We start from the raw sequence: 24,095 nt of genomic DNA, 5'->3' as shown, positions 1-24,095 counted from the left end.
GTTCTCGAAATCTGAATTGGAATGACAAAATGTATAGTGCAGTTTCCAGTCCTGATAGCCAGAGCACATTCGCCGGTACAACGCTCTCTGGCCCTGGTGCCAGGGATAAGTCGTCAGCCCCTGTTTTTCCTGCCTTGCCAAAAGCGCCTGCCTGCAATCGCGCTGTCCCCGTCACTTCCCTGACGAAAAGAGCCATTGCACCATCATGGAATCATAACCCACGCGCCTTGCCGGACAACTGGCAAAGACAATTTGTCTCTGGAATCCTGAATGGAAAAATCCTCGCCATTTCAGGATTGCTGCAACGGGGTGCCGATGTTAATGGCGACCTCTCCGAGCAGATTGCAACATTGGATCAACAACCGGTCAGCATTCACGGGACGTCCCCTTATGTTATAGCCCGTCTGGGCAGGACTATTAAGATGGGGGCTCAGTGCACCCCACTCTGGCTGGCAGTCGGGGCTGGCAAGCTTGAAGTGGTAAAACTTCTGCTGGCTAAGGGGGCACTCCCTGACGCAAAGGGTTCTCTTTATGGACCTCTTGTGATGGCGGCCGTTTCAGGGCATCTGGAGATAGTCAAGGTTCTGCTGGAATATAATGCAGACATTCAGGCTGGCAGTACCACAGGTTTTATCTCTCCACTGTACTGGGCCATTCATGCAGGCCATCAGGATGTGGTGAAGTTTCTGAAAGAGAACGGTGCCCGGTTGCAAGTCGGTTGCCGGGGCATGGATGCTCTGATTTACCAATCGGCCAGAATGGGATCGACCAATCTAATCGAGTATCTGCTCAATCTCGGCGAGCATATTGATAACCACAGTACCGGTCATCGTACCCCGGTTCATGTTGCGGCAATCAATGGCCATTTCGAGCAGGTCAAGTTACTGCTCGAACGAGGTGCAAACAATAGCCATGGCGAAACCGGCAGTAAAACCTTGATCTGGGCTGCCTGTCGCAGCGGCAATCTGCCAATGGTCAAATATCTGCTTGATCAGGGGGCGGATATCAACGCCGGATGCGGTAACACATACTCCCAGACAAACCCGCACCCTCTTGAGGCAGCGGCCCATTCTGGTAATGTGCAACTGTTGAGGTTCCTGCTTAGGCACCTGAATCTGAATCTTGACACTCCCCACCTCAGCGCCACTCTGTTCCGGCAAGCGGCTGAGGGTGGCAAGGTGGTGATGATGAATTACATTGCCAGCAGGGCAGCCATCAACGTTAATGGGGCGGGTTACGATTCCCCGATCTCTGCTGCGGCCCGCAGTGGCTCAATTGAAGCTGTAACGTGGCTACTTGACAGGGGGGCAGACATTGAAGCCAATTGCTCAGGCCAGCAAACTCCGTTGTGTCAGGCCTGCGCCGGCGGGCACTTTGAACTGGTCAAACTCCTGCTGGAAAAAGGCGCAGATATCAACGCCAACGTCACGCTCGATACGCCTGTTGTTGAGGCTGCATCGAAGGGGCACCTTGAGCTGGTCATGCTTCTGGTTCATAAATCCGCAGCAATTGATGCGGATTCTTTGCTTTTTGTCGCCGCCCTGGGAGGTCACTGCCACGTACTGGAATACCTGTTTGAAGAGTACACCATACAGCAGCTTATCAAACCGTCACACGTTTCATCGGCGCTCATTCATGCGTCAAGTCAAGGCCACCTGAAAGCGGTAAAGTATCTGCTCAGCGCATTCGAGACCCATTTCAGTACTGCGCCCAAGCCTGACATCTCTGAACTGCTCTGGAAGGCGTGCCAAGGTGGGCATGTTGATGTGGTGAAGTATCTTGTTGAACTGGGGGCTGACGTTAATGTGGAAAGCCGGAACTTTGGCAGCGCGATCTGGACTGCATCAGATTATGGTCATCTGGATACCGTCATGTATCTGCATCAACAGGGTGCCGACATTCGCTACTCAAACCCTGCCAATAATACGGATGTACTTTCCATTGCTGAGAAAATGGGTCATCTGGATGTTGTTCAATATCTGCAGCAATTTAATGTGACCAGTAGTCTCCGCCGAAAACCTTAGGGCGTTTTCCATCGATAAGTCAAAAATGAGTGACATCCGATGTCACAGTGGTACCTGGTTTTTCGTCAGACTATACCTGAGCGTTTATTTGCGATGATAAGTCTTGCAGCGGATTGACTCTGCGCAGGCTGGTTTTCAGTATTAGAGGGGGTGGGTTGGAGCTGACGTTTGAGCGGGAAGCATTATGTTCATAAACACATGGGTAGCCATTGTGATGGATCCTGAAATCACTGCCTGGGCAAAGAAAGACAGAGTTTGATGTTCGCCACGTAGTTGCTGATAATTGATCCATTGACGAGTATCGTTAGCAAAGTAGTGTTGGTCTAAAAAATCTGCGGCAGGCTGGTTGAAGTGTGATTGGACCCTATCGATCGCCAAGGCAGTCAAGCAACCACAACTTTACGCCACAGTACTATACGCAGCGAACTTAAATGCCTTGACAGCCGTTGTTGATTCTAAGGACCGGGGCTCTTGGGAATTACCTTGCTGTCTCGCAGGAGTATTGGTGATGTGACTGGAAAACATGATCAAATCCTCTTAATTAATGTAAGATTATTTCTTATGACAATATCAGAGGGGCATTTGTTCAATTTTTGAAAAAAAATTATTGTTTTCATGCGGATTCCAGGGCATCGGGCGCAGTAAAATTTTTACTCGCAGATCATGGATGTTTTATCGGGAAAGCATCCAGCGTTATACCATTACTGTCCAGTTCAATCTCCCAGCCCTTATTCGTCCAGTCACCCAATACATAGCGTTTGCCAATCCCATGTTTCAACGCGACTTCATGGATGTCCGGGCGGTGGGTATGACCGTGGATCAAGGTATCTACCTCGAACCTTTCCATCGCCTCAACAACTTCGGATCGCGTAACATCCATAATGTCCAGCGCTTTTCCGATTTTGGCCGCTTTGCTTTTTTGCCGGATTTTGCGGCCCAGATTCTTGCGGTAAGACAAGGGAGTCATACGCAGTAAAGCCATCACCAGGGGATTACGGATGATTTTTCGGTAGCGCTGGTACTGCTTGTCTTCAGTGCAGAGTGAGTCACCGTGCATCAGCAGAATTTTCTGGTTATTAATCGTGATCAGTGTCGGGTCTTTCAGCCACTGTGCGCCGGTTGCCTGCAGGAAACTTTTCCCGATGGCAAAATCCCGGTTGCCGGGCATCAGGTACAGGGCCTTGCCGCTGTTGGTATACTGTCTGAGTCGCTGGGCAATATCGTGTTGAAAGTCATCCATGGCATCATCCCCGACCCAATATTCAAAGAAGTCACCCAGAATATAGAGGGCATCAGCCTGCGGGGCCCGATCGGCCAGATAATGGCAGAACGCCCGGGCAACCGCCGGGCACTCTGGTGTCAGGTGAAGGTCTGAAATAAACAGCGCCCTCATCAGGCGGTTTCCACGTTCTCAAGCACTTCAGCGGACTCAATTACCACGTCTTCTACCGGAACATCCTGGTGGCCAGCACGGAAAGTGGTTTTCACCCCTTTGATCTTGTTGACGATATCCATGCCTTCAGTCACTTTGCCGAAGACACAGTAACCCCAGCCATCACTGGTTTTGGCGCTGTGGTTAAGGAAGTGGTTGTCTTTGACATTAATAAAGAACTGGGCAGATGCCGAGTGCGGGTCCATGGTTCTGGCCATGGCAATCGTCCCGGTTTCATTCTTCAGGCCGTTATCGGCCTCATTGTCGATGGGCATCCTGGTTGATTTTTGCACCATGCCAGGCTCAAAGCCGCCGCCCTGGATCATAAAACCATCGATAACACGGTGGAAAATGGTGCCATTAAAATGGCCGCTATTCGCATACTCAATGAAATTGGCAACGGTTTTTGGTGCTTTTTCAGCATCCAGGTCCAGTTTGATATCACCGAAATTGGTGTGTAATACGACCATCATGTGGGTCACCACTCTTGTTAAATAACGTCTGTTACATAACGTCCACAGACTCTGGGAGCGTCAGGAAAACCAGGGATTCTAGGTGTTTCTCGTACCTGTGTAAAACCTATTCGTTAAACCAGGCGCTGAATACTGATAGTCAATACGATCTATTATTGTCTGTTAAGGATATCTGTCGGTAAAAAGTGAAACCATGCCTGGTAAATTCTCCTGGCAGGATAATGAGTTATTTTCCAGCATTGGCAGATATGGTAGTCTCAGCCGATTATGGCGCAGGTCTCTAAACTCTGTTCGCCAGTAACCTCTCATAGATGCATCAGTGACAATGACTGCTACCGAAAAAGCCAGAAACTTTCTGGAACAGATTATTGAAAAAGACTTGGCAGAAGGCCGGGTCAGCCGTATTCATACCCGCTTTCCTCCAGAGCCGAATGGTTTTCTCCATGTTGGCCACGCTACTTCTATATGTCTGAACTTTGGTCTGGCAGAAAAGTACCAGGGTGAGTGCAACCTCCGTTTTGACGATACCAACCCGGAGAAAGAAGAACAGGTCTATGTGGATGCCATTCAGGAAGATATCCGCTGGCTGGGCTTCCAGTGGTCTGGTGAGGTTCGTTATGCCTCCAGCTATTTTGACCAGTTTTATGATTGGGCTCTGCACCTGATTCGTGAAGGCAAGGCCTACGTGGACCATCAGGACGCTGAAGCCATGCGCGTTAACCGGGGTGATTTCAATAAGCCCGGTGTGGAGAGCCCGGACAGAAACAAGTCTGTCGAAGAAAACCTGGCTGAATTTGCCAAAATGCGGGCCGGTGACTACGAAGAAGGCAAGGCGTCCCTGCGGGCCAAAATCGATATGCAAAGCCCCAATATGAACATGCGGGACCCGGTTCTCTATCGGATTCGCAAGGTGCCTCACCATCAGACCGGCGACAAGTGGTGCATTTACCCCAGCTATGACTTTGCCCATGGCCAGGAAGATGCCATTGAGCATATTACCCACTCTATCTGTACCCTGGAGTTCCAGGATCACCGTCCTCTCTATGAATGGTTCCTGGATAACCTGCCGGTTCCGGCCAGACCCCGACAGTATGAGTTTGCCCGTACCAACCTGAATTACACGGTGACCTCCAAGCGCAAGTTGAAAAAGCTGGTGGATGAAGGTGTGGTGAATGGTTGGGACGATCCCCGAATGCCAACCATCTCCGGTATGCGTCGTCGTGGTTATACCCCGGCTGCCATCCGCCGCTTTTCCGAGATGGTGGGTGTAAGCCGGTCCGATGGCACCGCTGATGTGTCCATGCTGGAACATGCCATTCGTGATGACCTGAACACCAATGCCGCCCGAGCCATGGCGGTACTCTCGCCTTTGAAGCTGGTGATTCAGAACCTGCCGGAAGGCGAGGTGCAGGAGATGGCGGCGGCAGCACATCCAAATCGTCCGGAGCTGGGGCAGAGAACCCTGCCGTTTACCCGGGAAATCTATATCGATCAGGAAGACTTCACTGAAGATACCACCTTGTCCCGCAAAAAGTTCAAGCGTCTGGTGATTGGTGATTATGTTCGTCTCAGAAGTGCCTATGTCATTAAGGCAGAAGCAGTGATCCGTGATGAGAGTGGCAATATTGTTGAAGTTCATGCCTCTTATGTGCCGGGTACGGTAGGGGAAGATCCACCGGAAGGTATCCGTCCTCGTGGCGTTATTCACTGGGTTTCGGCGACTCACGGCCAACAGGCTGAATTGAGAATTTATGATCGTCTGTTCAGCCATCCGGCACCGGATCGTGGTGAAGAGGACTTTCTGAGTCATGTGAATCCGGACTCTCTGAAGGTGACTCAGGCATGGGTTGAGCCATCGCTGGTCAATGCGGCACCGGAACAGTCCTTCCAGTTTGAGCGTGAAGGTTACTTTGTTGCAGACCGCCGTGACCACTGCGCCGAACACCCGGTGTTTAACCTGACCATTGGTTTGAAAGATACCTGGGCCATTAAGGCTTGAAGAAAGGATACCGATAAAGTGCTGCAGATTTATAACAGCCTGACCCGCAAGAAAGAGCCGTTTACCCCATTGGATGGCAATCACGTGCGCATGTACGTTTGTGGTATGACGGTCTACGACTACTGTCATATTGGTCACGCTCGTACGGTAACGGCTTTTGATGTGGTGGCTCGTTATCTCCGTGCCCGTGGTTATGATCTGACCTATGTTCGCAATATTACGGATGTGGATGACAAGATTATTCGCCGGGCGGCCGAAAATGGTGAGGATTTTATGGCCCTGACCGGTCGTATGATCGCCGCCATGCAGGAAGACTTCCAGCGATTGGGTAACCTGCCACCAGACCAGGAGCCCAAGGCCACCGAATTTGTACCGGGCATGGTGGCAATGATCGAGCAGCTGATCGGTAAGGGGTTTGCCTACGCACCGGGTAATGGGGATGTCTATTACCGCGTTCATAAGTTTGCGGATTATGGCAAGCTGTCCGGCAAGGTGCTTGAAGAGCTGGAAGCGGGTGCCCGAATTGAGGTGGAAGAGCAAAAAGAAGATCCGCTGGATTTTGTTCTATGGAAAGCAGCCAAGCCCGGTGAGCCCAGCTGGTCATCACCCTGGGGTGAGGGGCGTCCGGGCTGGCATATTGAGTGCTCTGTTATGGGTAAATGCTGTCTGGGCGATACCTTCGATATTCATGGTGGCGGTTCAGATCTGAAGTTCCCTCATCATGAGAATGAGATTGCCCAGAGCGAAGCGTGTAACGACGCCAGGTTTGTGAATACCTGGATGCACTCTGGCGCAATCCGCATCGATAATGTGAAGATGTCCAAGAGCCTTGGTAACTTCTTTACCATCCGGGAAGTGCTGGATAAGTACGATGAAGAAGTGGTTCGCTACTTTATGATCTCCAGCCACTACCGCAGCCCGATCAACTATTCCGAAGATAGCCTGAAAGAGGCGGGTGTACGCCTTGAGCGTCTATACACCGCGTTACAAGGGCTTGACCTGGAAGGGGTGTCCGCAGCAGAAAATAATGAGTTCGAGCAGCGGTTCTTCAAGGTTATGGACGATGACTTCAATACCGCAGAAGGGCTTGCCGTATTGTTTGAGCTGGTGCGTCACCTCAATACCGTGCGCAGTCAGGACGAATCTGCCGCTCTGCCACTGGCTGCCCTGCTGGTTAAGCTTGGTGGGGTTCTGGGCATTCTGCAGCGGGACCCGGAAGTGTTTCTGAAAGCCGGTGCGGATGTGGATGAAGCCATGATTGAAAGCATGATTGAGCAACGCAACAATGCCAAAAGACATCGTGATTTTGCTGAAGCAGATCGTATCCGTGATGAACTTGCTGCCCGGGGAGTTATTCTTCAGGACAGCAGAGAAGGTACAACATGGCGGATTGAGCGTTAAAGTCATTTTATACGGCTGGCGGCTTTTTGCTGTCAGTCCTCTTTCGGAAGGAGAGAAACCTCGCTGGAGCGCAGTTTTATTTTATTTATATTAAAGTCTCTCATAAAGGCTTCAGCCCCAAAGCCAAAAACATAGCTTTTTAATTTTTCATCATTGATTGGTTTTATTTTTGCCTGCAATTTACGGTATTTATTCGACAATTCTGCGATCGGGACACTCTTGAATTCTTGATCAGGCAGTCTGAAAAGGAAGCGGGTACTGATGCCACTTGCTTCATCATAATGGCAGGCAATACCTCCCTGGTGCTTGCTAAAAAATATCAGGATATCTGCAGTGATTGGCTGTCCGAAAAGCGATTTAATATGAGTCAGCACCTGTTGGGATTCAGGTGTAATTCTTCTACTGGCTTCATCAATCAAGGCGGTAGCTATCAAATAGATGGGAATTTCTTTTGCATGCTTTACATTCTGAAGCCGTAGGTCATAAAAAGCTCCTTCAGAATGTTTTTTGACATACGCTGCCACTTCGCTCTGATTAAATTTCAGATTCCCTTCTAACTTCATTGCCTTGATTTGTTGGTTGGGCAGTGCTTTAAACGCCTCAGGGAACCAAATGCGGAATTTAATGTGTAGTGGGTAGATGTAAGCTCTGCCAAGACCAGCGGATTTATGGTCTGTAACATGAATGATATCGCCATATATGCGTTGGTTTCGATAAAGGTTTAAACATTCTATTACATCAAGGCACTGCTGGCTGTGGGAAGGCATCCAGTTCACGGTTGGCTGATTGAAAGTGGTCGGAGTAGGCAGCAAGGGTGTCTTATGATTTTGGTTTTGCTGTAAAAATAAATGAAAAGCTCTTGCCAGTAAGGTGTTAGAGGGGGGGATCCCAAAAGTATTTTCATAGTTGAGGGTGGCTGCCCATAATTCGGCCATAAGCACTTGTACATGGGCATTATTTTGCAGGCTGGAATAAGGATTGATTGAGCTGCCAGCGAATGCTCCGGGTAACATTCCGTTGTCTTCTGATAACGATGCTTCAGCACTTTCAGCTGATTCATTAATCCCGTTGGCGGATGATGTTTGAGAAAAGCTATCAGTGTGTCTTTTTCCATCGTCGGGGCAGTGCTCAGATTTTCTGGGGTGGGGCCGATTCGGATTGCCTGTTGCTGTAGATTTGGGGGTATGTTCTGAAGTATGGGGTGTTGGGACATGTACGGGTGCCGACTTTTTCCTTTGTCGCATGTGCGGTTGCACATCGGCAATGCTGGTGCTGCCAGGACCGGTGAAATCCGGGTTTAAATATGAGGTGAACATCTGCCCCTGTTGACCTGTAAAGTATGGGAGTTGAAGTCGCTGTGCCAGATGAGCTGTGTGACTTATATTTCGTCCCTGCCAATGGGGCATTCCTGTAAAGGAGGGCTGTCGATAAGGAGAAGCCAGTTGAGCTGGTACTGGCACACCGTATCTGGGGTATCCTTGTGCAGTGGCGTTTGTTGTGTATGGATTGTTGTTCATTGTGAGTCACTTTGCCTGATTAAATTGTTAAATAGCTGGATTAAGAAGCGTGATGTCTTATTATCTCCCGGACTAATCATCTGATAGAAAACTAACAGTGTGAGAAAATAACTGTATGCTCCCCCTTCTGCGAATGCCTCGTCTAAGAAAGCAGCCTACACCCAAAGATTCAATATAATCTGATAACTCACTGTCATTCATGGAATGCTCTATGGTAGCTTCCAGTTCGCAAAACAGCCCCCTGAGCGATGATACTGACAGTGACGTATACACTGTAGGTGTGTTAAACATAAAATAGGCAAGATAGCCTGTTGTCGGGTCTCTATGGCAAGCTATTCCGCCAACTTGTTTGGAGTCAAAGAATACTATTCTGGCAGTGACTCTTTTCTCATTCAGGGATTTCAGGTGATCGATAATTTTTGGTATTTCCTGCTCTGCCTCCAATGGGTCAATGGTCTCCTGAGAGATTGCCAGCTGAGTAGATGAAGATGATTTCATTTCATCACATTTCAGGAAAATAGGGATTCTGCTGATGGGCTCTCTTTGCTGGTCTTTAGTATAAAAGCAGCCGGCGGGTTGTCTGGATAAGTATTGGGTCAGAGCCTTCCATGATGAGAAGCATAGCTTTCCCTGTATTGGTGACGAGATCATATCGCTGGCCATTAGATCTAATGGAAAGCGCAGGCCAACCTTCAGATTAAAAATCCCCAGTTGTATATTGCCAGTACCAGCTCTTCGATGGCAGGCAATGTCGTCAATGGTTGAAGTGAAGTATCTTCCCCGGTTTTCGGTAATGAGTTCCATGACTTCCGGGGCTTCAGATGCTTTTGCTGGTGTTATTCCTGCTGATCCTGCCGGAAACCGGGGCAAAAATTGAATTGCAGTGTCTGGGCAGGCCGGTTGGGGGATGTAGCAGGGCGTCAGGCTGGCCTGGAATGGACTAAAAGTGGGGGGAGGAGCGCAAAAGGTTGGTCGACAAAGGTAAAGCCCTGGCTCTTGCGCGGGGATAAAAGCAGGAATTCTTCGGCGTGTTGACACAACAGCAATGGGGTAGGTGTCACTCTGTGCGGATACCGTTGGTAGTGGTGCTGCTGCAACTGGTAGCGGTACCGGGTAAAAAACCGTTTGAGGAGGTGGGTTGAGCGCCTGTGAATAATGAACTTTTTGTTGCGTTGGCTGGTCTGGCAGGGCAACTTCTCTCTGCCGCCATATTGTTACTGGTTTTACCAGTAATGGGTTATTTGCTGTTGGTTGTATGATGATATTGTTAGTATCTGTACCAGATCGAAGCGAATTAACATGCATCTTTGAAAATTGCTCTCTTGGAGTAAGTGGACGATTAAAATTACTTTTTAATGGATAGCGCATTCACAGGGGAAGGCTTTATCTGAGTAAATTAATAGAAAGATGATTCAATATTTCATTATTATTCCTGCCACTTGTCATTTAATGCACTTTTGTAGCTGTTAATCAATTTTACTAATCAATTTGCAGGGGTTAATGTGTGACAATCCGGATATAATATGAATTCTCACCAGAAGATTTTTCAAACTTTAGTTGTTAAATAGAGCCTGTCAAATAACCAGTTTTCTGACTGTCGGTTTGTCTGGTAAAGCGTAGCGGGCCGGTTGCTTCCATAGCGCTTTTTGCCGGTATCCTCAAGCAGATTGTAATTCAGGAAACGGTTGCGGATCGAGCGCATGGGTGGGGCTTTGCCAAGAATAACAGAAAAGACATTTTGAATATCGGATAACGTGAACTCTGTTGGAAGCAGATAAACAGGCAGCGCACTGTACTGTATTTTATTTTTCAGTCTGTCCAGCGCTTCCATAACCAGTTGGTTATGATCATAGGCCAATCTGGTTACTGGTTGATCATTCACAACATCAACCCATGCCGCCTGGGCCTGTAATGGCTGTTCATTACCCGGACGAAGGAGTGCGTAGTAAACGACGGTTAATGACCAGCCCCTGGAGTCTCTCTGGTTATCGCCAATGGTGACGACCTGCTCGAAATAGGTGGCAGGTTCTGACGTCAGTCGGCTCAGTTGTCGTTTTGCCGTATCTTCAAGGCAGTGATCAAATTCAGGCTCTATTCTGCCTGCCGGGAGCTGGGGGCACTTATTTTCCGGTAACTGATGAACAAGTACCTGGAGGCTGTTGTTGGCGCTGAGCTGAAATACGACCAGATCGACAGATATAAGTGCCGTGTTCAGGCTCTTGATTGTCTTGAGGCTTTTAATTGGCTGAAGGCTCTTGGTCGGCTTGGGGCCCATGGACAAATCCTGATGGCAGATACTCTGGTTGACAGGTTAGAGAACATAATTCACTATGTTAGTGAATCAGATTCCTTTTGTCACGGTGAAAATAATGTATGCCATTGGGTCGAGGGAGACCATTGCTGCTTTTGATGTGGATGCCCAGAACTGTTTCACCCCGTTGTGTCCAGATGAGCTACCGGTTCCGGATGGTCATAATATCGCTGCCGAGTTGAATCGCCAGGCCCGGCTGGCTGGTGTTCGTGTGGGTTCCAAGGATGCGCATCCGGCCAATGCAGTATGGGTGGCTGGGGCAGAGTATCCGCAGTTGACGCCGGTAACCGGTCATAAAAATGTTGATCTTCGCTGGAATCGACATGCTGTCCCCGGCACACAGGGGTTTGAGCTGGTGAGTGGGCTTCCCGACGTGACGGATTATGATTATTTTGTCTGGAAGGGGGTCGAGATGGATATTCATCCCTATGGTGCCTGTTTTCATGATCTGGTAGAACGGTTGAGTACAGGAGTTATCGAATTTTTAACCAATAAAGGCATTACCACCGTATTGGTTGGTGGTCTGGCGCTTGATTTCTGTGTAAAAACCACGGCATTGCAACTGCAGCGGGCTGGTTTTCAGGTGTATGTCAATCTTGCCGCCACCCGTGGCCTGGCTGAATCATCAGTGGCTGATGCTATTGCCGAACTGAATGCCGGCGGAGTTATTTTGGTAGAGAGTGCCAGCGATCTGATCATTGCTGATGCGGTCAGTGATGCCGACGCTCTCTGAAGGAAAGAAGTATGGATAGCCCGATTATACCAACCCTCCTCGACACCGACCTGTATAAATACACCATGCAGCAGTCCATGGTGCATCGCTATCCGGATGCCTGGGCTCGCATGGAGTTTCATTGCCGGAGTGACCAGCCGTTAGCCCTGTCAAAAAAGCAACTGAAAAGGCAGTGTGAATTTCTGGGAGAGCTGCGCCTGGGTTCGGAAGAACTTGAGTGGCTGTCTACTCTGCCGTTTATTGCGGATGATTTTATCGAGTATCTTGAGGGTTTCCGGCTTGACCCACATGCGGTTGCCATTGAACAGACCAGTGGTCAATTGTCGTTGGTGATTGAGGGGCTCTGGAGTGAAATTACCCACTTTGAAATTTTCCTGCTGGCAATCGTCAGTGAGCTTCATGGTCATAGCTTTTATGGTCAGGGAGCTCAGGATGATGTAATTACTCAAGGCCAGCGTCGCCTTGATGAAAAGCTGAGCCAGCTTCCGGGCGATAGTGGTATTATTCTGGTCGATTTTGGTACGCGTCGGCGGTTTTCAAGGGACTGGCATTACCACGTCGTGGAAAGCCTGAAGCACCGCTTACCAGATAACTTTGCGGGCACCAGCAACCTGAATCTGGCAAGAACCCTTGGCTTGAAACCGGTAGGCACCATGGCCCATGAGTGGCTGCAGTCCCATCAGGTTCTCGGTCAGAGTCTGCGGACCAGTCAGAAAGATGCGTTAAGGGTATGGCTGGATGAGTATCAAGGTCAGCTCGGCATAGCGCTTACGGATACCATCAGCATGGCAGCGTTTCTGAAGGACTTTGATGTTGAGCTGGCCAGCGCCTACCAGGGGATGCGCCATGATTCCGGTGACCCTTTCGTCTGGGGGGAATTGGCCCTTGATCATTATCGCCGACTGGGCATTGACCCGCGCAGCAAAAGCCTGGTGTTCAGTGATAAGCTGAACTTTGATAAAGCGTTGGCTATTTACCAATGGTTCGCTGGCAAAATTAATGTCAGCTTTGGGATTGGTACCTATCTCACCAACGATATGGGCTTTAATGCGCCCAATATTGTTCTGAAATTAACCGAGCTGAATGGGGCTCCCGTCGCCAAACTCTCAGACAGCCCGGGTAAAACACTGTGCCGTGATAAGGACTATATTGAGCGGTTAAAGAAAACGTTTGGCTATCAGTCAGATTACGGATACTCATGACCAATCATGCCGGTCATGGGGATTTGACTGGAAAAAGCTGGGGGTTGGCCTGTTTTATCAGTTCAACCAGCCTTTTGTTAACGTATCCTTTCATTTTTCCCCACGCCAGGATCTCCTCGCTTCCCGGGTGCGTGTTGACCAAATCATCCCTTGCCATATCGAAAACTGTTGATATTTTCTGGCTCAACTCCTTTCGATTATTCAGTGTGCCCTGTTCTTTAATCAGGTCCCTCTGCTCAATAATGTCAAGTAACTGGTTAGCCAGTTTCTTTCTCACCTGATCTTCAACTTTTCCGCCAGCAGACGATGCCCCGGCTTCCCCGACAACCCAGTCTGCCAGGAGTTTATAACAAAAGCGTCGTCTGGTATCTGTCCCCTCAACAAAGCAGGGTAGCGGCTCATTGTTTCTCTTTTTTTCCTGAATGGCGTTGCTGGCTTCCGTATCCCTGAAAGTGGGCACATACAATAATTCATGCTCGGGCTGAATCACTACCCCTTCAATATCCGTAGTCAGTTCTGAAGGCATGATCTCGATGTTATTCACTTGACTGGCAAGCATCGCAGCCGATGTTCCGGGAACATGATTAACCTTGAAATTACAGAGTTCTTTGAATGTTCCTTCTGCCAGCACATTGACCTTATGCATGTTTGGAGGACGAATTTCCTTATCCCACAACTGACTGAACTGATCGAAAGGGAGTTGTTCCCCCTCTATATCCAGGGCAAATGCAATCAAGTGATGACTCAAACCGTAATTCTGTCTGTTTTGAATATTAAAGCCCACCATTTCACAGCGGAGGAAGACAGTATCGATGTTATTTTTATTCATCCAGCGATTAACAGCAAAAATATCTTCAGTGTACTTTTTCTCGATAAGCCCTGCCAAAGGATCACTTTTGTTATGTACCTTGGTCAGTCTTTTGTATAAACAAACGTTGCCATTCCTGTCGACTTTAATGGTGGTGTTAATGCCATCGTGCTTTTCTGTTGCTACACATTTAAGTGCATCCACATCCACTTCATTGATTGATCGCAATTCAGACATGAATCGGTTGTGTTTTTCCTGATCCGTTCTGGAACCGATTATCGAGTTAAAATACCTGAAACCGAGCTGGCTTCCTTCGGCCTCATAATTTACCGTTATTCCATAATCATCAAGGCATTTTTTCTCAGGTGTTGTCGTATATGTCCCTTCATTGATCTTTACTTGGGTTTCTGGCTTGACTGCTTGTGTTTTGCTGCTATCAAACTCTCTTGAACATTCATTCGATAATTGATTTGTCAGTGTGGTTGCTATTGGTGGTGAAATTGCTGATGGGGTAAACATTATTAAATACCTGTCAAATAATGACTGTCAGGAAAAAACAAGTGTTTCAGGGAATCATAGGCCTTTCAATCGATACGTGTTGAACTTTTTTTTGGAAAGAAAGTCTAGAAAATATGAGTTGGAATTTGTTCTTCAGAAATTCGTTTTTCATGTGAGCTGACCCGGCAGCAATAACTTATTTCCCATACTGGTCAACAGGAATTGAATAATGCAGTCTACATCATGCCCAGGTGCGCCGTCCTGCCATCTGAAAGACTACTTTTTGAACGAAGAGGTATTAATTATCTCATGTTCTTGCGGTCAGATTGGCTCACTTTTATGTTATGCGGTATCGACTCTCCCTAAAGCTGTTCCTATCGGTTTTGTTTCATTTTGCACAGCTTCAGCCATTGGTCTGGCCATGGAGCAACGCAATATTGTCCGGCGCGACTATGAAACCAAACTGTTGCTGATAAGCAACAAAGAGTTAAAAAAAGAGTTAAAGGAAAAGCTTGAACGATTATCCGAGAGGCAATGTGCTACTTTTCTTGGATGTAAAAAAAATCGGGATGCAATTACTGATCTTAAAAAATTGATTAAAGGAAATGACGAAGCGCTATATAAAAAGCTTGATCGATTATGCAGGAGCCAAACCGAAAATAATCATACATGCACAATGAATAGCGAGAAAATTGAGGGCCTCCATGAACTGATAAACAACATGTCAACGGTAATAACTGAACAGCCCGGGGTATTAAATCAAATACCCACTGACCGTCATCGGCAAAAAAATGCGTAGCTGCTCCTTGTGCTCACCTGGTCCCAAAAGGCAGGGAGTCTTTCGGCTATCCCCTGGTTTGTAAGAAATGTAATACGCAGGTTATGTTCAATATCAGCACCAGCTTACAATGTTTTCTGTATTCTCCGGTCTGTTGTGTTCAACACTGCGGTTCAGTAGAGTCTGGCCAATACTGGTTCCGATCCGGTTCAAGAGCCAATCATTCATCGCCTGCCCGGACTTGTTATGGAAACCTTTTCCCTTTCCGCACTGGTTGTTTTTCTTGCTGAAATCGGTGACAAGACCCAGCTGCTCTCGCTGATGCTGGCATTGCGGTTTCGCGCTCCCTGGCTGATCTCTCTGGCTATTTTGCTGGCGACTCTGTTGAACCATGCCGTTGCCGTCTGGTTTGGCAGTTGGGTGGTCGCCTGGATTTCCCCCGATATTCTTCAATATCTGATTGCCGCTTCCTTTTTTGCTGTTGCTGTATGGGCCCTGGTCCCGGATAAGCTGGATGACAATGATGGGTCAATGGCGGGTTATGGTGTTTTTCTAACGACACTGGCTCTGTTTTTTGTGGCCGAAATGGGCGATAAGACCCAGGTCGCGACTGTGCTTCTGGCGGCTGAATATTCTGCCACGATCATGGTGATTGCCGGCACTACGCTGGGCATGCTGCTGGCCAATATGCCCGTGGTCTTCTTTGGTGAGAATTTGGCAGAGAGGCTGCCACTGCAATGGATTCACCGTGGGGCAGCGTTGTTGTTTGCGGTGTTGGGTGTGTTGGCGCTGGTGAATCAATGATAATATTTTTCCGGGCTCACCAGCCGGAAAAAACCGGGCCTGATTGTGAATAAAATGATGGCCAGATGTGCGCTGGCAGTTGACGTCAGGTCGGGTTTTATGCAGAATGCGCTGCATCGGGACGCGATGCCCCGGTCTTTATGGTGGACCTTGCCGGTCCCCCCGCAATAATCAGCTACGAACCCCGCCAGGCCCGGAAGGGAGCAACGGTAGTAGTGACGTTATGTGCCGGGGTGTGGCTGGCAGGGTTCGCCTCCATCATTTCGGGTTCTCCGGATTTTCCTCACTCCCAAACTCGCTTTCAAATACTTCTCTAAAGCTTCCTGATCGTGCAATTTCAAGGCTTCTTGGTTAGCATAGATACTTTAATTCCCATCTCAGGTATTGACGCTACTCAATGAGCTATCAGGTTCTTGCACGCAAATGGCGACCCCGTTCTTTCAAAGAGCTGGTAGGGCAGTCCCATGTTCTTCAGGCGCTGGTTAATGCCCTGGATCAGGATCGTCTCCACCATGCCTACCTGTTTACCGGTACCCGGGGTGTGGGTAAGACCACCATTGCCCGTATTTTTGCCAGGTGTCTGAACTGTGAGCAGGGTGTCAGCTCGACCCCCTGTGGCCAGTGTTCAGCCTGTAAAGAGATTGATGATGGCCGGTTTGTGGACCTGATTGAAGTGGATGCGGCCTCCAGAACCAAGGTAGAAGATACCCGGGAACTGTTGGATAACGTCCAGTATGCGCCAACCCGTGGGCGTTATAAGGTGTACCTGATCGATGAGGTGCACATGCTCTCGGCGCACAGTTTTAACGCGCTGTTGAAAACGCTGGAAGAGCCGCCTCCCCATGTGAAATTCCTGCTGGCAACCACCGATCCTCAAAAGTTGCCGGTGACTATTTTGTCCCGCTGTCTTCAGTTCAGCCTGAAGAATATGACGCCAGAGCGAATTGTCGGTCATCTGGAGAATATCCTCGGACAGGAACAGATCCCCTGCGAAGTGGCGGCCCTGTGGCAGCTGGCTCGTGCTGCGGATGGCAGTATGCGTGATGCCCTCAGTTTGGCGGATCAGGCCATTGCTTTTGGCAATGGGCGGGTCAGTGAGGCGGAGGTGGGGGCGATGCTGGGTACCATTGACCAGGGACAGGTGATGAAGATGGTGATGGCGCTGTCGACCGCCAATGCGGCTCATATCCTGGGTTCGGTGTCATCCCTGGCAGAACATTCGCCGGATTATCTGGCGGTACTGGATGATATGCTGTCCCTGCTGCATCGGGTGGCGATTGCCCAGGCTGTGCCCGATGCTGTTGATAACAGTCAGGGTGATCGTGAGCAGGTTATAGCGCTGGCATCATCAATGACGGCTGAGGATGTGCAGCTTTATTACCAGATTGGTCTTGTGGGCAAGAAAGATCTGCCCCTGGCACCGGATCCCCGGGGTGGTTTTGAAATGGCCTTGCTGCGTATGCTGGCGTTCCGGCCCGATGGTGCGCCAGCGGCTGGCAGGCCGCTTGATATTTCTGGTGCAAAACAGGATGTGATGGCGGTTGCAGCGCCGCCGACAAACAGTGTTGCCTCTTCATCTGCGCAAGGCTTTTCATCGGCTGAAGGCTCTTCATCTCACAACAGCACGTCTGATGAAGAAGGTGCTTCTGATCCGGAGCCTGAGCCTGCTACCCAGCAAGTTGATGCGCCTGCTGTTATTCATGAAATTGCTCGGGAAACAGTTGAGCACGAAAACCCTTCGGTCCAGAGCGGTGGTCACAGGGATACCTTTGAGCCTCCTGTTATTGCTGATGAGCCACCTGAGACACCAACAGAGGAAATAGCCTCCCGGGCAGTGGTCAGTGAAGATACACCGCCAGTCCCCGAGGTCGTTCCACTGTCAGCTTATGACCAGGCTGCCTTTGAGTCGCCTGTTTATGATGAGCGTGACAGTGCTCTGGATGATATGCAGGCACACTGGTCGTCCGGAGTCAATTCACAGGAAATCGCTACTGTAGCGGATGCCTCTGCTCACCAGTCTCTGAGTCTGCCATCGGTTGTTGCCCCTGAAACCACGGTCAGGGCTGTGGTGGAATTACCGGCAAAAGAAGACCGGGTGCCATTTACGCAGATGGATGCTGTGAGCTGGATTCAGGTTTTTCGCGGTCTTCCCCTGGGAGGGGTGACAGGCACCATTGGTTCCCATTGTGAGTTTGTTGACAGTGAACAGGGTGCTGTCCGGTTGCGACTTGATGAACAGCGCAGCACGCTCTACAACGACACCCATCGTCAGCGTGTGGAAAAGGCGCTGTGTGATTATTTTGAACAGTCCGTTAAACTGTCAATTGACACTGGTCGTATTGTTAATGAAACTCCTGCTGCCTGGCGCGAACGGAAAATTGCCGAGCGTCTCCAGGAAGCGAAAGAGAGTATTTATTCCGATGCCAGGGTAAAGGGGTTGATTGAGACCTTTTCGGCCATGGTTCTGGATGATTCGATTCAACCAGTTGGTAATATTATCAAGTAAAAAGCCCGGGCGGGATTATCGGTGAATTTCGGTGGTCCCTGTTTGGTGTTTTTTGTGCAGAGGTCAATATGTTTAAAGGTGGTATGGGCAATCTGATGAAGCAGGCCCAGAAAATGCAGGAAGATATGGAGAAACTCCAGGAGGAGTTGGCCAATGCAGTAGTCACTGGTGAAGCCGGTGCCGGGCTGGTTAAGGTCATCATGACCGGTCGTTATGATGTTCGTAAGGTGGAGATCGATCCAAGTCTATTTGCGGAAGATAAGGAGATGTTGGAAGATCTGGTGGCTGCAGCAATTAATGATGCGGTTCGCAAAGTAGAAGAGAACAACAAGGAAAAAATGGGTGAGCTGACCTCAGGGCTCGGTCTTCCAGCCGGTATAAAACTGCCATTCTAAACTCCTTACGCCCGACACACTTGCTAGAACTAATGGGTGTCGGGTAGCGATATCATTGTTAATCAGGTTTTGTTTATGTTCAGCCCCATGATCAGGGAATTGATGGAGTCATTGCGCTGTCTGCCAGGCGTGGGGCCGCGTTCGGCCCAGAGAATGGCGTTGCACCTGCTGGAAAGGGATCGTGACGGGGCTGTGCGCTTGTCGGCTGCTCTCAGACAGGCTGCCGAAGGGGTGGGGCGATGCGGGCATTGCCGTACCCTGACAGAAGAACCTGTCTGTCAGATTTGTGCCAATCCCGGCAGGGATGAAAAACTGTTGTGTATTGTCGAGAATCCTTCGGATGTTATGGCCTTTGAGCAGGCCGGTGGCTTTTCAGGGCGTTACTTTGTGTTAATGGGGCATTTGTCGCCTATTGATGGTATCGGGCCAGAAGATATTGGCATTGAACACCTGTTGAAAACGGTGGCTGATAATCAGGTAGAAGAGGTCATCCTGGCAACCAACCCGACGGTGGAAGGTGAGGCCACGGCGCACTATATTGCTGAGGAGTTGAAAACCCTCGGGGTGAGGGCCACTCGCATTGCCCATGGTGTTCCCCTGGGTGGTGAGCTTGAGTTTGTGGATGGTGGTACCCTGGCCCATGCCCTGGCAGGCCGCAAGAAGGTTGAAATCTGACTCAGGCTAAAAAGCCCCGTCTTCCTGTGCATGCAATTGCTACCGGGCATTTTCCAATGATTCGTTTTATTGGCCTGGGGGATATGACCTGTGATGAAGAGTATCTTATACCCTGGCAGCACAAGTTGAGGGAATGGATATCAGCAGGAAAACAACCCTGCTTTTTTATGCATAGCCCAAGTAATCGCGAGGTTCCTCTTCTGGCCAAGCGCTTTCATGACAGTTTTCAGGACTTGCCCGGATGGCATCCGCTGAAGATTGAGGCTCAAACCGATCAGATGGATATCTTCTGAAGAAGATGGGGGATTTGAAGGCTTGGGTAAAACAGGGAGTAGGTAAATCTGAGAGATAGGTAAAAATAATTTGGTCGGAGCGAGAGGATTTGAACCTCCGACCCCCACAACCCCATTGTGGTGCGCTACCAGGCTGCGCTACGCTCCGACTCTCCTGAAGAGTCGATGCGACGTCTCTTCCGAATGACTGTTATGTTACCTGAACGAAGTTCTTTTGCAAGTTCTTGATGTTACAAGATTCTTTATCCCGGACTTGAGTCCTGATGAAGCGTCCCTTAGCCGTTTTCAGGAGACGAAAATACGTGGCTATTGTAATTTAGCCGGAAAAGCCCCATCTTAGAGACCATGGCCGGTTTTACAGATGCCTGAGACGGTGTTTCAGGTAGTTCTGCTGTAGGCTGACCATTGATCAAACACGTAATAGATCGTGTCCTGAATGCCTGCCAGGTTTTCACTTTCCAGTTTTCAGCCAGCCAGCGGGCTGGTGGACGGCAGGCTTTATTGATATTGAACATATAGGGGCTGAGCTATGGATAATAAAGATACCCTGCAACCATCAGAGCACTATGAATTGCCGTTGTTGCCCCTCCGTGATGTGGTGGTCTACCCGCATATGGTGATCCCGCTGTTTGTCGGCAGGGAAAAATCCATCCAGGCGCTGGACCTGGCAATGTCTGGTGACAAGAGAATTCTGCTGGTAGCCCAGAAAAGTGCCCAGACCGATGAGCCTCAGGTGGAAGACCTGTTTTCTGTGGGCACCGTTGCCAGCATTCTGCAGTTGCTGAAGTTACCAGACGGAACGGTCAAGGTTCTGGTGGAAGGTGAGACCCGGGTAACGATTGACTCGGTCTATGAAGACGATGGGCTGGTTAAGGCGAAAGTTCATGAGCAGCTTTCAGAGCAGATCAGCGACCGGGAAGGTGAGCTGCTGGTTCGTTCTGTGATGTCTCAGTTTGAGCAGTATGTGCAATTGAGCAAGAAAGTACCGAATGAGGTGCTTAGCTCATTATCCGGTATCAAAGACCCGGCCAAGCTGGTGGATACCATCAGTGCACACATGCCCATGAAGATCGAAGACAAGCAGAAGATGCTTGAGATCATCGACCTGGGCGACCGGTTGGAGTATCTGATTGGTATTATGCAGGGTGAGATGGATTTTCTGCAGGTGGAAAAGAAAATCCGTGGTCGCGTCAAGAAACAGATGGAGCGCAGCCAGCGAGAGTATTACCTGAATGAGCAGATGAAAGCCATTCAGAAAGAGTTGGGGGATATGGACGATGCACCCAACGAGCTGGAAGAGCTGAAAGCGAAAATTGATCAGGCGGGGATGACCCTGGAGGCCAGGGAGAAAACCCTGGCGGAACTGGCCAAACTGAAAATGATGTCGCCGATGTCCGCAGAGGCGACGGTGGTCAGGGGCTATATTGACTGGATGCTCAGTGTTCCCTGGAAAAAGCGCAGCAAAGTCCGCCATGATATGAAGCGTGCCCAGGATATTCTTGAGGCTGATCACTATGGGCTGGAAGAGGTTAAGGAACGTATCCTTGAATATCTTGCCGTGCAGAAGCGGGTTCGTAAACTGAAGGGGCCTGTGCTCTGTCTGGTGGGACCTCCCGGGGTTGGTAAAACGTCACTGGGTGAGTCACTGGCCAGGGCGACGAATCGCAAGTTTGTCCGTATGGCGCTGGGTGGCGTTCGTGATGAAGCGGAAATCCGCGGTCACCGCAGGACTTACATTGGCTCCATGCCGGGTAAACTGATCCAGAAGATGGCTAAGGTTGAAGTGAAAAACCCGCTTATCCTGCTGGATGAAATCGACAAAATGGGCTCTGATATGCGTGGTGATCCGGCTTCAGCGTTGCTGGAGGTGCTGGACCCTGAGCAGAACAACTCATTCAATGACCACTATCTGGAAGTGGATTACGATCTTTCCGATGTTATGTTTGTCTGTACCTCCAACTCCATGGATATTCCCGGGCCGTTGCTGGACCGTATGGAGGTGATCCGCATTCCGGGTTACACCGAGGATGAGAAACTCAATATTGCCAAGCGTTATCTGGTGCCCAAGCAAATCAAGCGCAGTGGCCTCCGTAAGGGCGAGCTGTCCTTTGCTGATGATGCAGTGCTGGATATCATCCGCTACTACACCAAAGAAGCCGGTGTCCGTGGACTTGAGCGGGAAATTGCCAAGGTCTGTCGCCGGGCGGTAAAACAGGAAGCGCTGTCTGAAAAGGACCGCAAGAGCGCCGTTACCACGGAAGTGCTTGAAGACTTCCTGGGGGTTCGCAAGTTCACCTATGGACGGGCTGAAGATCAGGATCAGATCGGTCAGGTAACCGGCCTGGCCTGGACATCGGTTGGCGGTGAGTTGCTGACCATTGAGTCGGTAGCGGTTCCCGGCAAAGGGCAGATTATCAAAACCGGCTCCCTGGGTGATGTGATGCAGGAGTCAATCCAGGCGGCATTGACGGTGGTTCGCTCCCGGGCAGCCGCCATGGGTATTGAGCCTGATTTTCATCAGAAGAACGATCTGCACATTCACGTTCCTGAAGGCGCGACGCCAAAAGATGGCCCAAGTGCGGGTATCGGTATGTGTACCGCCCTTGTGTCCATTCTGACCGGGATTCCGGTTCGGGCAGATGTTGCCATGACCGGTGAGATCACCCTCCGGGGACAAGTCCTTGCCATCGGAGGTCTGAAAGAGAAACTTCTGGCAGCCCACCGTGGTGGTATCAAGAAGGTGCTGATTCCTGAAGAGAACCGTCGCGACCTGAAAGAGATCCCTGACAATATCAAGGATGACCTGGAGATTATTCCGGTTCAGTGGATTGATGAAGTTCTGGAAGTAGCGCTGTCGTATATGCCCGAAGCACTGCCAGAAAAAGCACTGGAAGTTGCCGATTCCGAGCAGAAAACCGGGCAGAAAAGCGATGAACGTGTCAATACCCACTGACCGTTGAAGGTGAAGACCGCCCTGTATTGGGCGGTCGTTCAGTAATGACGGGGCTTTCCGGTGGATTCTTCAGTTGACATGACGGCCGGACGATTGGTATAAATTGCCGCTACTTCGGATCAGGAGTTAGCCCGGATTTTTCATAAACTGCCCCGATTCTCGCGCACGACCACATGGATGTGGGAGATAGGGCGACGCAGGATGCCAAAGCCGAGGACTTTGTCGCTCTAAGGGATTTTGTGAGGGAGCGCCGTACCGGGGAGTACGGTCGACTGAACAAAACTCCCTTAGAGCGGCAAAGGACAAGTGAGAGCGGGAGCATGTTTATGAAATATCCGGGCCAGGTCGAAGCCATAGAGTCAGGTTGTCAGCTCAACTGTCAGACAACTGTATGCTAATGCGGATAAAAGTAGACTTCTTTTACCGGAATGACCGGACAGCTAAAGACTGTAACCGGTGATTTGCTTTCCTATGACCCTCCAGACAAGAAACGCAGGAATGACTCTGCTTCCCCGATTTGATGAGCCTTCGGGCTACTGTCTTCAGTAGCTCCGGGGGAAGCGGGTTTCCCGCCAGACTTCTTGAATCCAGTCAGACAATTTGCTTGACGGCAGATTATCAGACTTCATACTGCCCCGGTGTTATCGTTCGCTGTCAGTGTTCGATGGTTGCCATTGGCATAATGAATTCTGGTGATTATTTTCAGTGGTATTAGATCAAATTGGCTGGTTGGCAGGCTATTAATGACGAAGGTGCATGTATGGTGCTTGTTTTTCACTGGAAAATGCAGCAGCATATCGGTCGCACCTGATAGGGTAGATGACAGAAGACCGGTAAATTACTCAGTTGCCAGCACGCTTTCTGTGTCTATCCTCTGTTAATGATTGAAAACGCATCCTACTTAGAAGGGGAATAGAGTGAACAAGTCCGAGCTTATTGATGCTATCGCTGCATCTGCAGACATTTCTAAGGCTGCCGCTGGTCGAGCCCTGGACGCCGTGATTAACTCTGTCACTGGTGCACTGAAAAATGGTGAGCAGGTTGTTCTGGTAGGTTTTGGCACATTTTCTGTGAAAGAGCGTGCCGCTCGTACCGGCCGTAACCCACAGACTGGTGAGCCGATTGAAATCGCCGCTGCCAGAATTCCAAGCTTCAAAGCTGGTAAGGCTCTTAAGGATGCCGTGAACTGATCTGGTACGGTTCACTGTTATAGTGCTTTAATCGGTTCTATTTCATCAGGTGGGCAAGGCAGGGTTCCACATGAATTATTCCAGGGGAGTTGTCTGCCGGTTC

20 protein-coding genes, 1 tRNA gene and 1 other RNA gene are annotated in these 24,095 nt (G+C 49.7%); 14 read left to right on the top strand and 8 right to left on the bottom strand.

The window, feature by feature from the left end:
• The first annotated feature begins 29 nt into the window (after positions 1–29).
• Entirely contained in the window at positions 30–2,024 is a 1,995-nt protein-coding gene (locus ACO6UX_RS13095) for an ankyrin repeat domain-containing protein (protein WP_422448250.1), read from the top strand.
• Between the two features lie 661 nt (positions 2,025–2,685).
• On the opposite strand, the gene ACO6UX_RS13090 is transcribed toward ACO6UX_RS13095, so the two are convergent.
• Complete coding sequence (locus ACO6UX_RS13090; protein WP_422448248.1) at positions 2,686–3,417, bottom strand: UDP-2,3-diacylglucosamine diphosphatase; 732 nt, start codon at positions 3,415–3,417, stop codon at positions 2,686–2,688.
• On the bottom strand, positions 3,417–3,926 hold the full coding sequence (locus ACO6UX_RS13085; protein WP_422449555.1) for a peptidylprolyl isomerase: 510 nt from the start codon (positions 3,924–3,926) through the stop codon (positions 3,417–3,419). The genes ACO6UX_RS13090 and ACO6UX_RS13085 overlap by 1 nt, the downstream gene beginning before the upstream one ends.
• Positions 3,927–4,254: 328 nt before the next feature.
• On the opposite strand from ACO6UX_RS13085, the gene ACO6UX_RS13080 reads away from it, so the two are divergent.
• Together ACO6UX_RS13080 and cysS are read left to right on the top strand one after the other, a co-directional pair.
• A complete protein-coding gene (locus ACO6UX_RS13080) occupies positions 4,255–5,928 on the top strand; it encodes a glutamine--tRNA ligase/YqeY domain fusion protein (RefSeq protein WP_422448246.1) in 1,674 nt (557 codons plus the stop codon).
• A gap of 21 nt (positions 5,929–5,949) precedes the next feature.
• On the top strand, positions 5,950–7,329 hold the full coding sequence (gene cysS / locus ACO6UX_RS13075) for a cysteine--tRNA ligase (RefSeq protein WP_422449554.1): 1,380 nt from the start codon (positions 5,950–5,952) through the stop codon (positions 7,327–7,329).
• A 32-nt stretch (positions 7,330–7,361) separates the two neighbouring features.
• Here cysS and ACO6UX_RS13070 read toward each other — a convergent pair whose 3' ends face one another.
• The 3 genes from ACO6UX_RS13070 to ACO6UX_RS13060 form a co-directional block, all read right to left on the bottom strand.
• The gene (locus tag ACO6UX_RS13070) at positions 7,362–8,846 is read right to left on the bottom strand and encodes a hypothetical protein (protein WP_422448244.1); all 1,485 of its coding nucleotides are present in this window, start codon (positions 8,844–8,846) and stop codon (positions 7,362–7,364) included.
• Positions 8,847–8,918: 72 nt separating this feature from the next.
• Complete coding sequence (locus ACO6UX_RS13065) at positions 8,919–10,151, bottom strand: hypothetical protein (protein ID WP_422448242.1); 1,233 nt, start codon at positions 10,149–10,151, stop codon at positions 8,919–8,921.
• A gap of 241 nt (positions 10,152–10,392) precedes the next feature.
• Positions 10,393–11,121: an NUDIX hydrolase gene (locus ACO6UX_RS13060; protein WP_422448240.1), complete on the bottom strand. Its 729-nt coding sequence runs from the start codon at positions 11,119–11,121 to the stop codon at positions 10,393–10,395.
• A gap of 55 nt (positions 11,122–11,176) precedes the next feature.
• Here ACO6UX_RS13060 and ACO6UX_RS13055 point away from each other — a divergent pair, with 55 nt between their 5' ends.
• Both ACO6UX_RS13055 and pncB read left to right on the top strand, forming a co-directional pair.
• Positions 11,177–11,890, top strand: a complete 714-nt coding sequence (locus ACO6UX_RS13055) for an isochorismatase family protein (protein WP_209199741.1) — start codon at positions 11,177–11,179, stop codon at positions 11,888–11,890.
• Positions 11,891–11,901: 11 nt separating this feature from the next.
• Complete coding sequence (pncB, locus tag ACO6UX_RS13050; protein WP_422448238.1) at positions 11,902–13,092, top strand: nicotinate phosphoribosyltransferase; 1,191 nt, start codon at positions 11,902–11,904, stop codon at positions 13,090–13,092.
• 13 nt (positions 13,093–13,105) lie between these two features.
• Here the strand turns inward: pncB and ACO6UX_RS13045 are convergent, their stop codons facing one another.
• Positions 13,106–14,419 carry an RNA ligase family protein gene (locus tag ACO6UX_RS13045; RefSeq protein WP_422448236.1) on the bottom strand — a complete coding sequence of 438 codons (1,314 nt, stop codon included), beginning with the start codon at positions 14,417–14,419 and terminating at the stop codon, positions 13,106–13,108.
• Between the two features lie 208 nt (positions 14,420–14,627).
• Between ACO6UX_RS13045 and ACO6UX_RS13040 the strand changes: the two genes are divergently transcribed.
• From ACO6UX_RS13040 to ACO6UX_RS13010, 7 genes are all read left to right on the top strand, one after another.
• Positions 14,628–15,197: a hypothetical protein gene (locus tag ACO6UX_RS13040; RefSeq protein ID WP_422448234.1), complete on the top strand. Its 570-nt coding sequence runs from the start codon at positions 14,628–14,630 to the stop codon at positions 15,195–15,197.
• Between the two features lie 225 nt (positions 15,198–15,422).
• Positions 15,423–15,980, top strand: coding sequence for a TMEM165/GDT1 family protein (locus tag ACO6UX_RS13035; RefSeq protein WP_422448232.1), 558 nt, complete (start codon positions 15,423–15,425; stop codon positions 15,978–15,980).
• Positions 15,981–16,131: 151 nt separating this feature from the next.
• Positions 16,132–16,228: signal recognition particle sRNA small type (gene ffs / locus ACO6UX_RS13030), an RNA gene on the top strand.
• A 149-nt stretch (positions 16,229–16,377) separates the two neighbouring features.
• Positions 16,378–18,486, top strand: a complete 2,109-nt coding sequence (gene dnaX / locus ACO6UX_RS13025) for a DNA polymerase III subunit gamma/tau (RefSeq protein ID WP_422448230.1) — start codon at positions 16,378–16,380, stop codon at positions 18,484–18,486.
• A 68-nt stretch (positions 18,487–18,554) separates the two neighbouring features.
• Positions 18,555–18,881, top strand: a complete 327-nt coding sequence (locus tag ACO6UX_RS13020) for a YbaB/EbfC family nucleoid-associated protein (RefSeq protein WP_101746317.1) — start codon at positions 18,555–18,557, stop codon at positions 18,879–18,881.
• Between the two features lie 75 nt (positions 18,882–18,956).
• Complete coding sequence (gene recR, locus ACO6UX_RS13015; protein WP_422448227.1) at positions 18,957–19,556, top strand: recombination mediator RecR; 600 nt, start codon at positions 18,957–18,959, stop codon at positions 19,554–19,556.
• The gene (locus ACO6UX_RS13010) at positions 19,553–19,849 is read left to right on the top strand and encodes a DUF72 domain-containing protein (protein ID WP_422449553.1); all 297 of its coding nucleotides are present in this window, start codon (positions 19,553–19,555) and stop codon (positions 19,847–19,849) included. Before recR ends, ACO6UX_RS13010 begins: the two co-directional genes overlap by 4 nt.
• A gap of 71 nt (positions 19,850–19,920) precedes the next feature.
• Here the strand turns inward: ACO6UX_RS13010 and ACO6UX_RS13005 are convergent.
• Positions 19,921–19,997 (bottom strand) — tRNA-Pro (locus tag ACO6UX_RS13005).
• Between the two features lie 381 nt (positions 19,998–20,378).
• On the opposite strand from ACO6UX_RS13005, the gene lon reads away from it, so the two are divergent.
• Positions 20,379–22,802: an endopeptidase La gene (lon, locus tag ACO6UX_RS13000; RefSeq protein ID WP_422448225.1), complete on the top strand. Its 2,424-nt coding sequence runs from the start codon at positions 20,379–20,381 to the stop codon at positions 22,800–22,802.
• A gap of 625 nt (positions 22,803–23,427) precedes the next feature.
• Here lon and ACO6UX_RS12995 read toward each other — a convergent pair.
• On the bottom strand, positions 23,428–23,598 hold the full coding sequence (locus tag ACO6UX_RS12995; protein WP_422448223.1) for a hypothetical protein: 171 nt from the start codon (positions 23,596–23,598) through the stop codon (positions 23,428–23,430).
• Positions 23,599–23,719: 121 nt separating this feature from the next.
• Between ACO6UX_RS12995 and hupB the strand changes: the two genes are divergently transcribed.
• Entirely contained in the window at positions 23,720–23,992 is a 273-nt protein-coding gene (gene hupB, locus ACO6UX_RS12990) for a nucleoid-associated protein HU-beta (RefSeq protein WP_101746322.1), read from the top strand.
• Positions 23,993–24,095 lie beyond the last annotated feature (103 nt).

Source organism: Endozoicomonas sp. ALB091 (assembly GCF_049310265.1).
Classification (GTDB): Bacteria; Pseudomonadota; Gammaproteobacteria; order Pseudomonadales; family Endozoicomonadaceae; genus Endozoicomonas.
The sequence above is the reverse complement of the archived record's forward strand: the minus strand, read 5'-3'. Positions and strand labels throughout refer to the sequence as shown.

Excerpts from the sequence above, each read along its gene's own strand:
- ACO6UX_RS13095 (WP_422448250.1), top strand. The coding sequence starts at position 30 with ATGTATAGTGCAGTTTCCAGTCCTGATAGCCAGAGCACATTCGCCGGT.
- ACO6UX_RS13090 (WP_422448248.1), bottom strand. The coding sequence starts at position 3,417 with ATGAGGGCGCTGTTTATTTCAGACCTTCACCTGACACCAGAGTGCCCG.
- ACO6UX_RS13085 (WP_422449555.1), bottom strand. The coding sequence starts at position 3,926 with ATGGTCGTATTACACACCAATTTCGGTGATATCAAACTGGACCTGGAT.
- ACO6UX_RS13080 (WP_422448246.1), top strand. The coding sequence starts at position 4,255 with ATGACTGCTACCGAAAAAGCCAGAAACTTTCTGGAACAGATTATTGAA.
- ACO6UX_RS13070 (WP_422448244.1), bottom strand. The coding sequence starts at position 8,846 with ATGAACAACAATCCATACACAACAAACGCCACTGCACAAGGATACCCC.
- ACO6UX_RS13065 (WP_422448242.1), bottom strand. The coding sequence starts at position 10,151 with ATGCATGTTAATTCGCTTCGATCTGGTACAGATACTAACAATATCATC.
- ACO6UX_RS13060 (WP_422448240.1), bottom strand. The coding sequence starts at position 11,121 with ATGGGCCCCAAGCCGACCAAGAGCCTTCAGCCAATTAAAAGCCTCAAG.
- ACO6UX_RS13055 (WP_209199741.1), top strand. The coding sequence starts at position 11,177 with ATGTTAGTGAATCAGATTCCTTTTGTCACGGTGAAAATAATGTATGCC.
- pncB (WP_422448238.1), top strand. The coding sequence starts at position 11,902 with ATGGATAGCCCGATTATACCAACCCTCCTCGACACCGACCTGTATAAA.
- ACO6UX_RS13045 (WP_422448236.1), bottom strand. The coding sequence starts at position 14,419 with ATGTTTACCCCATCAGCAATTTCACCACCAATAGCAACCACACTGACA.
- ACO6UX_RS13040 (WP_422448234.1), top strand. The coding sequence starts at position 14,628 with ATGCAGTCTACATCATGCCCAGGTGCGCCGTCCTGCCATCTGAAAGAC.
- ACO6UX_RS13035 (WP_422448232.1), top strand. The coding sequence starts at position 15,423 with ATGGAAACCTTTTCCCTTTCCGCACTGGTTGTTTTTCTTGCTGAAATC.
- dnaX (WP_422448230.1), top strand. The coding sequence starts at position 16,378 with ATGAGCTATCAGGTTCTTGCACGCAAATGGCGACCCCGTTCTTTCAAA.
- ACO6UX_RS13020 (WP_101746317.1), top strand. The coding sequence starts at position 18,555 with ATGTTTAAAGGTGGTATGGGCAATCTGATGAAGCAGGCCCAGAAAATG.
- recR (WP_422448227.1), top strand. The coding sequence starts at position 18,957 with ATGTTCAGCCCCATGATCAGGGAATTGATGGAGTCATTGCGCTGTCTG.
- lon (WP_422448225.1), top strand. The coding sequence starts at position 20,379 with ATGGATAATAAAGATACCCTGCAACCATCAGAGCACTATGAATTGCCG.
- ACO6UX_RS12995 (WP_422448223.1), bottom strand. The coding sequence starts at position 23,598 with ATGCTGCTGCATTTTCCAGTGAAAAACAAGCACCATACATGCACCTTC.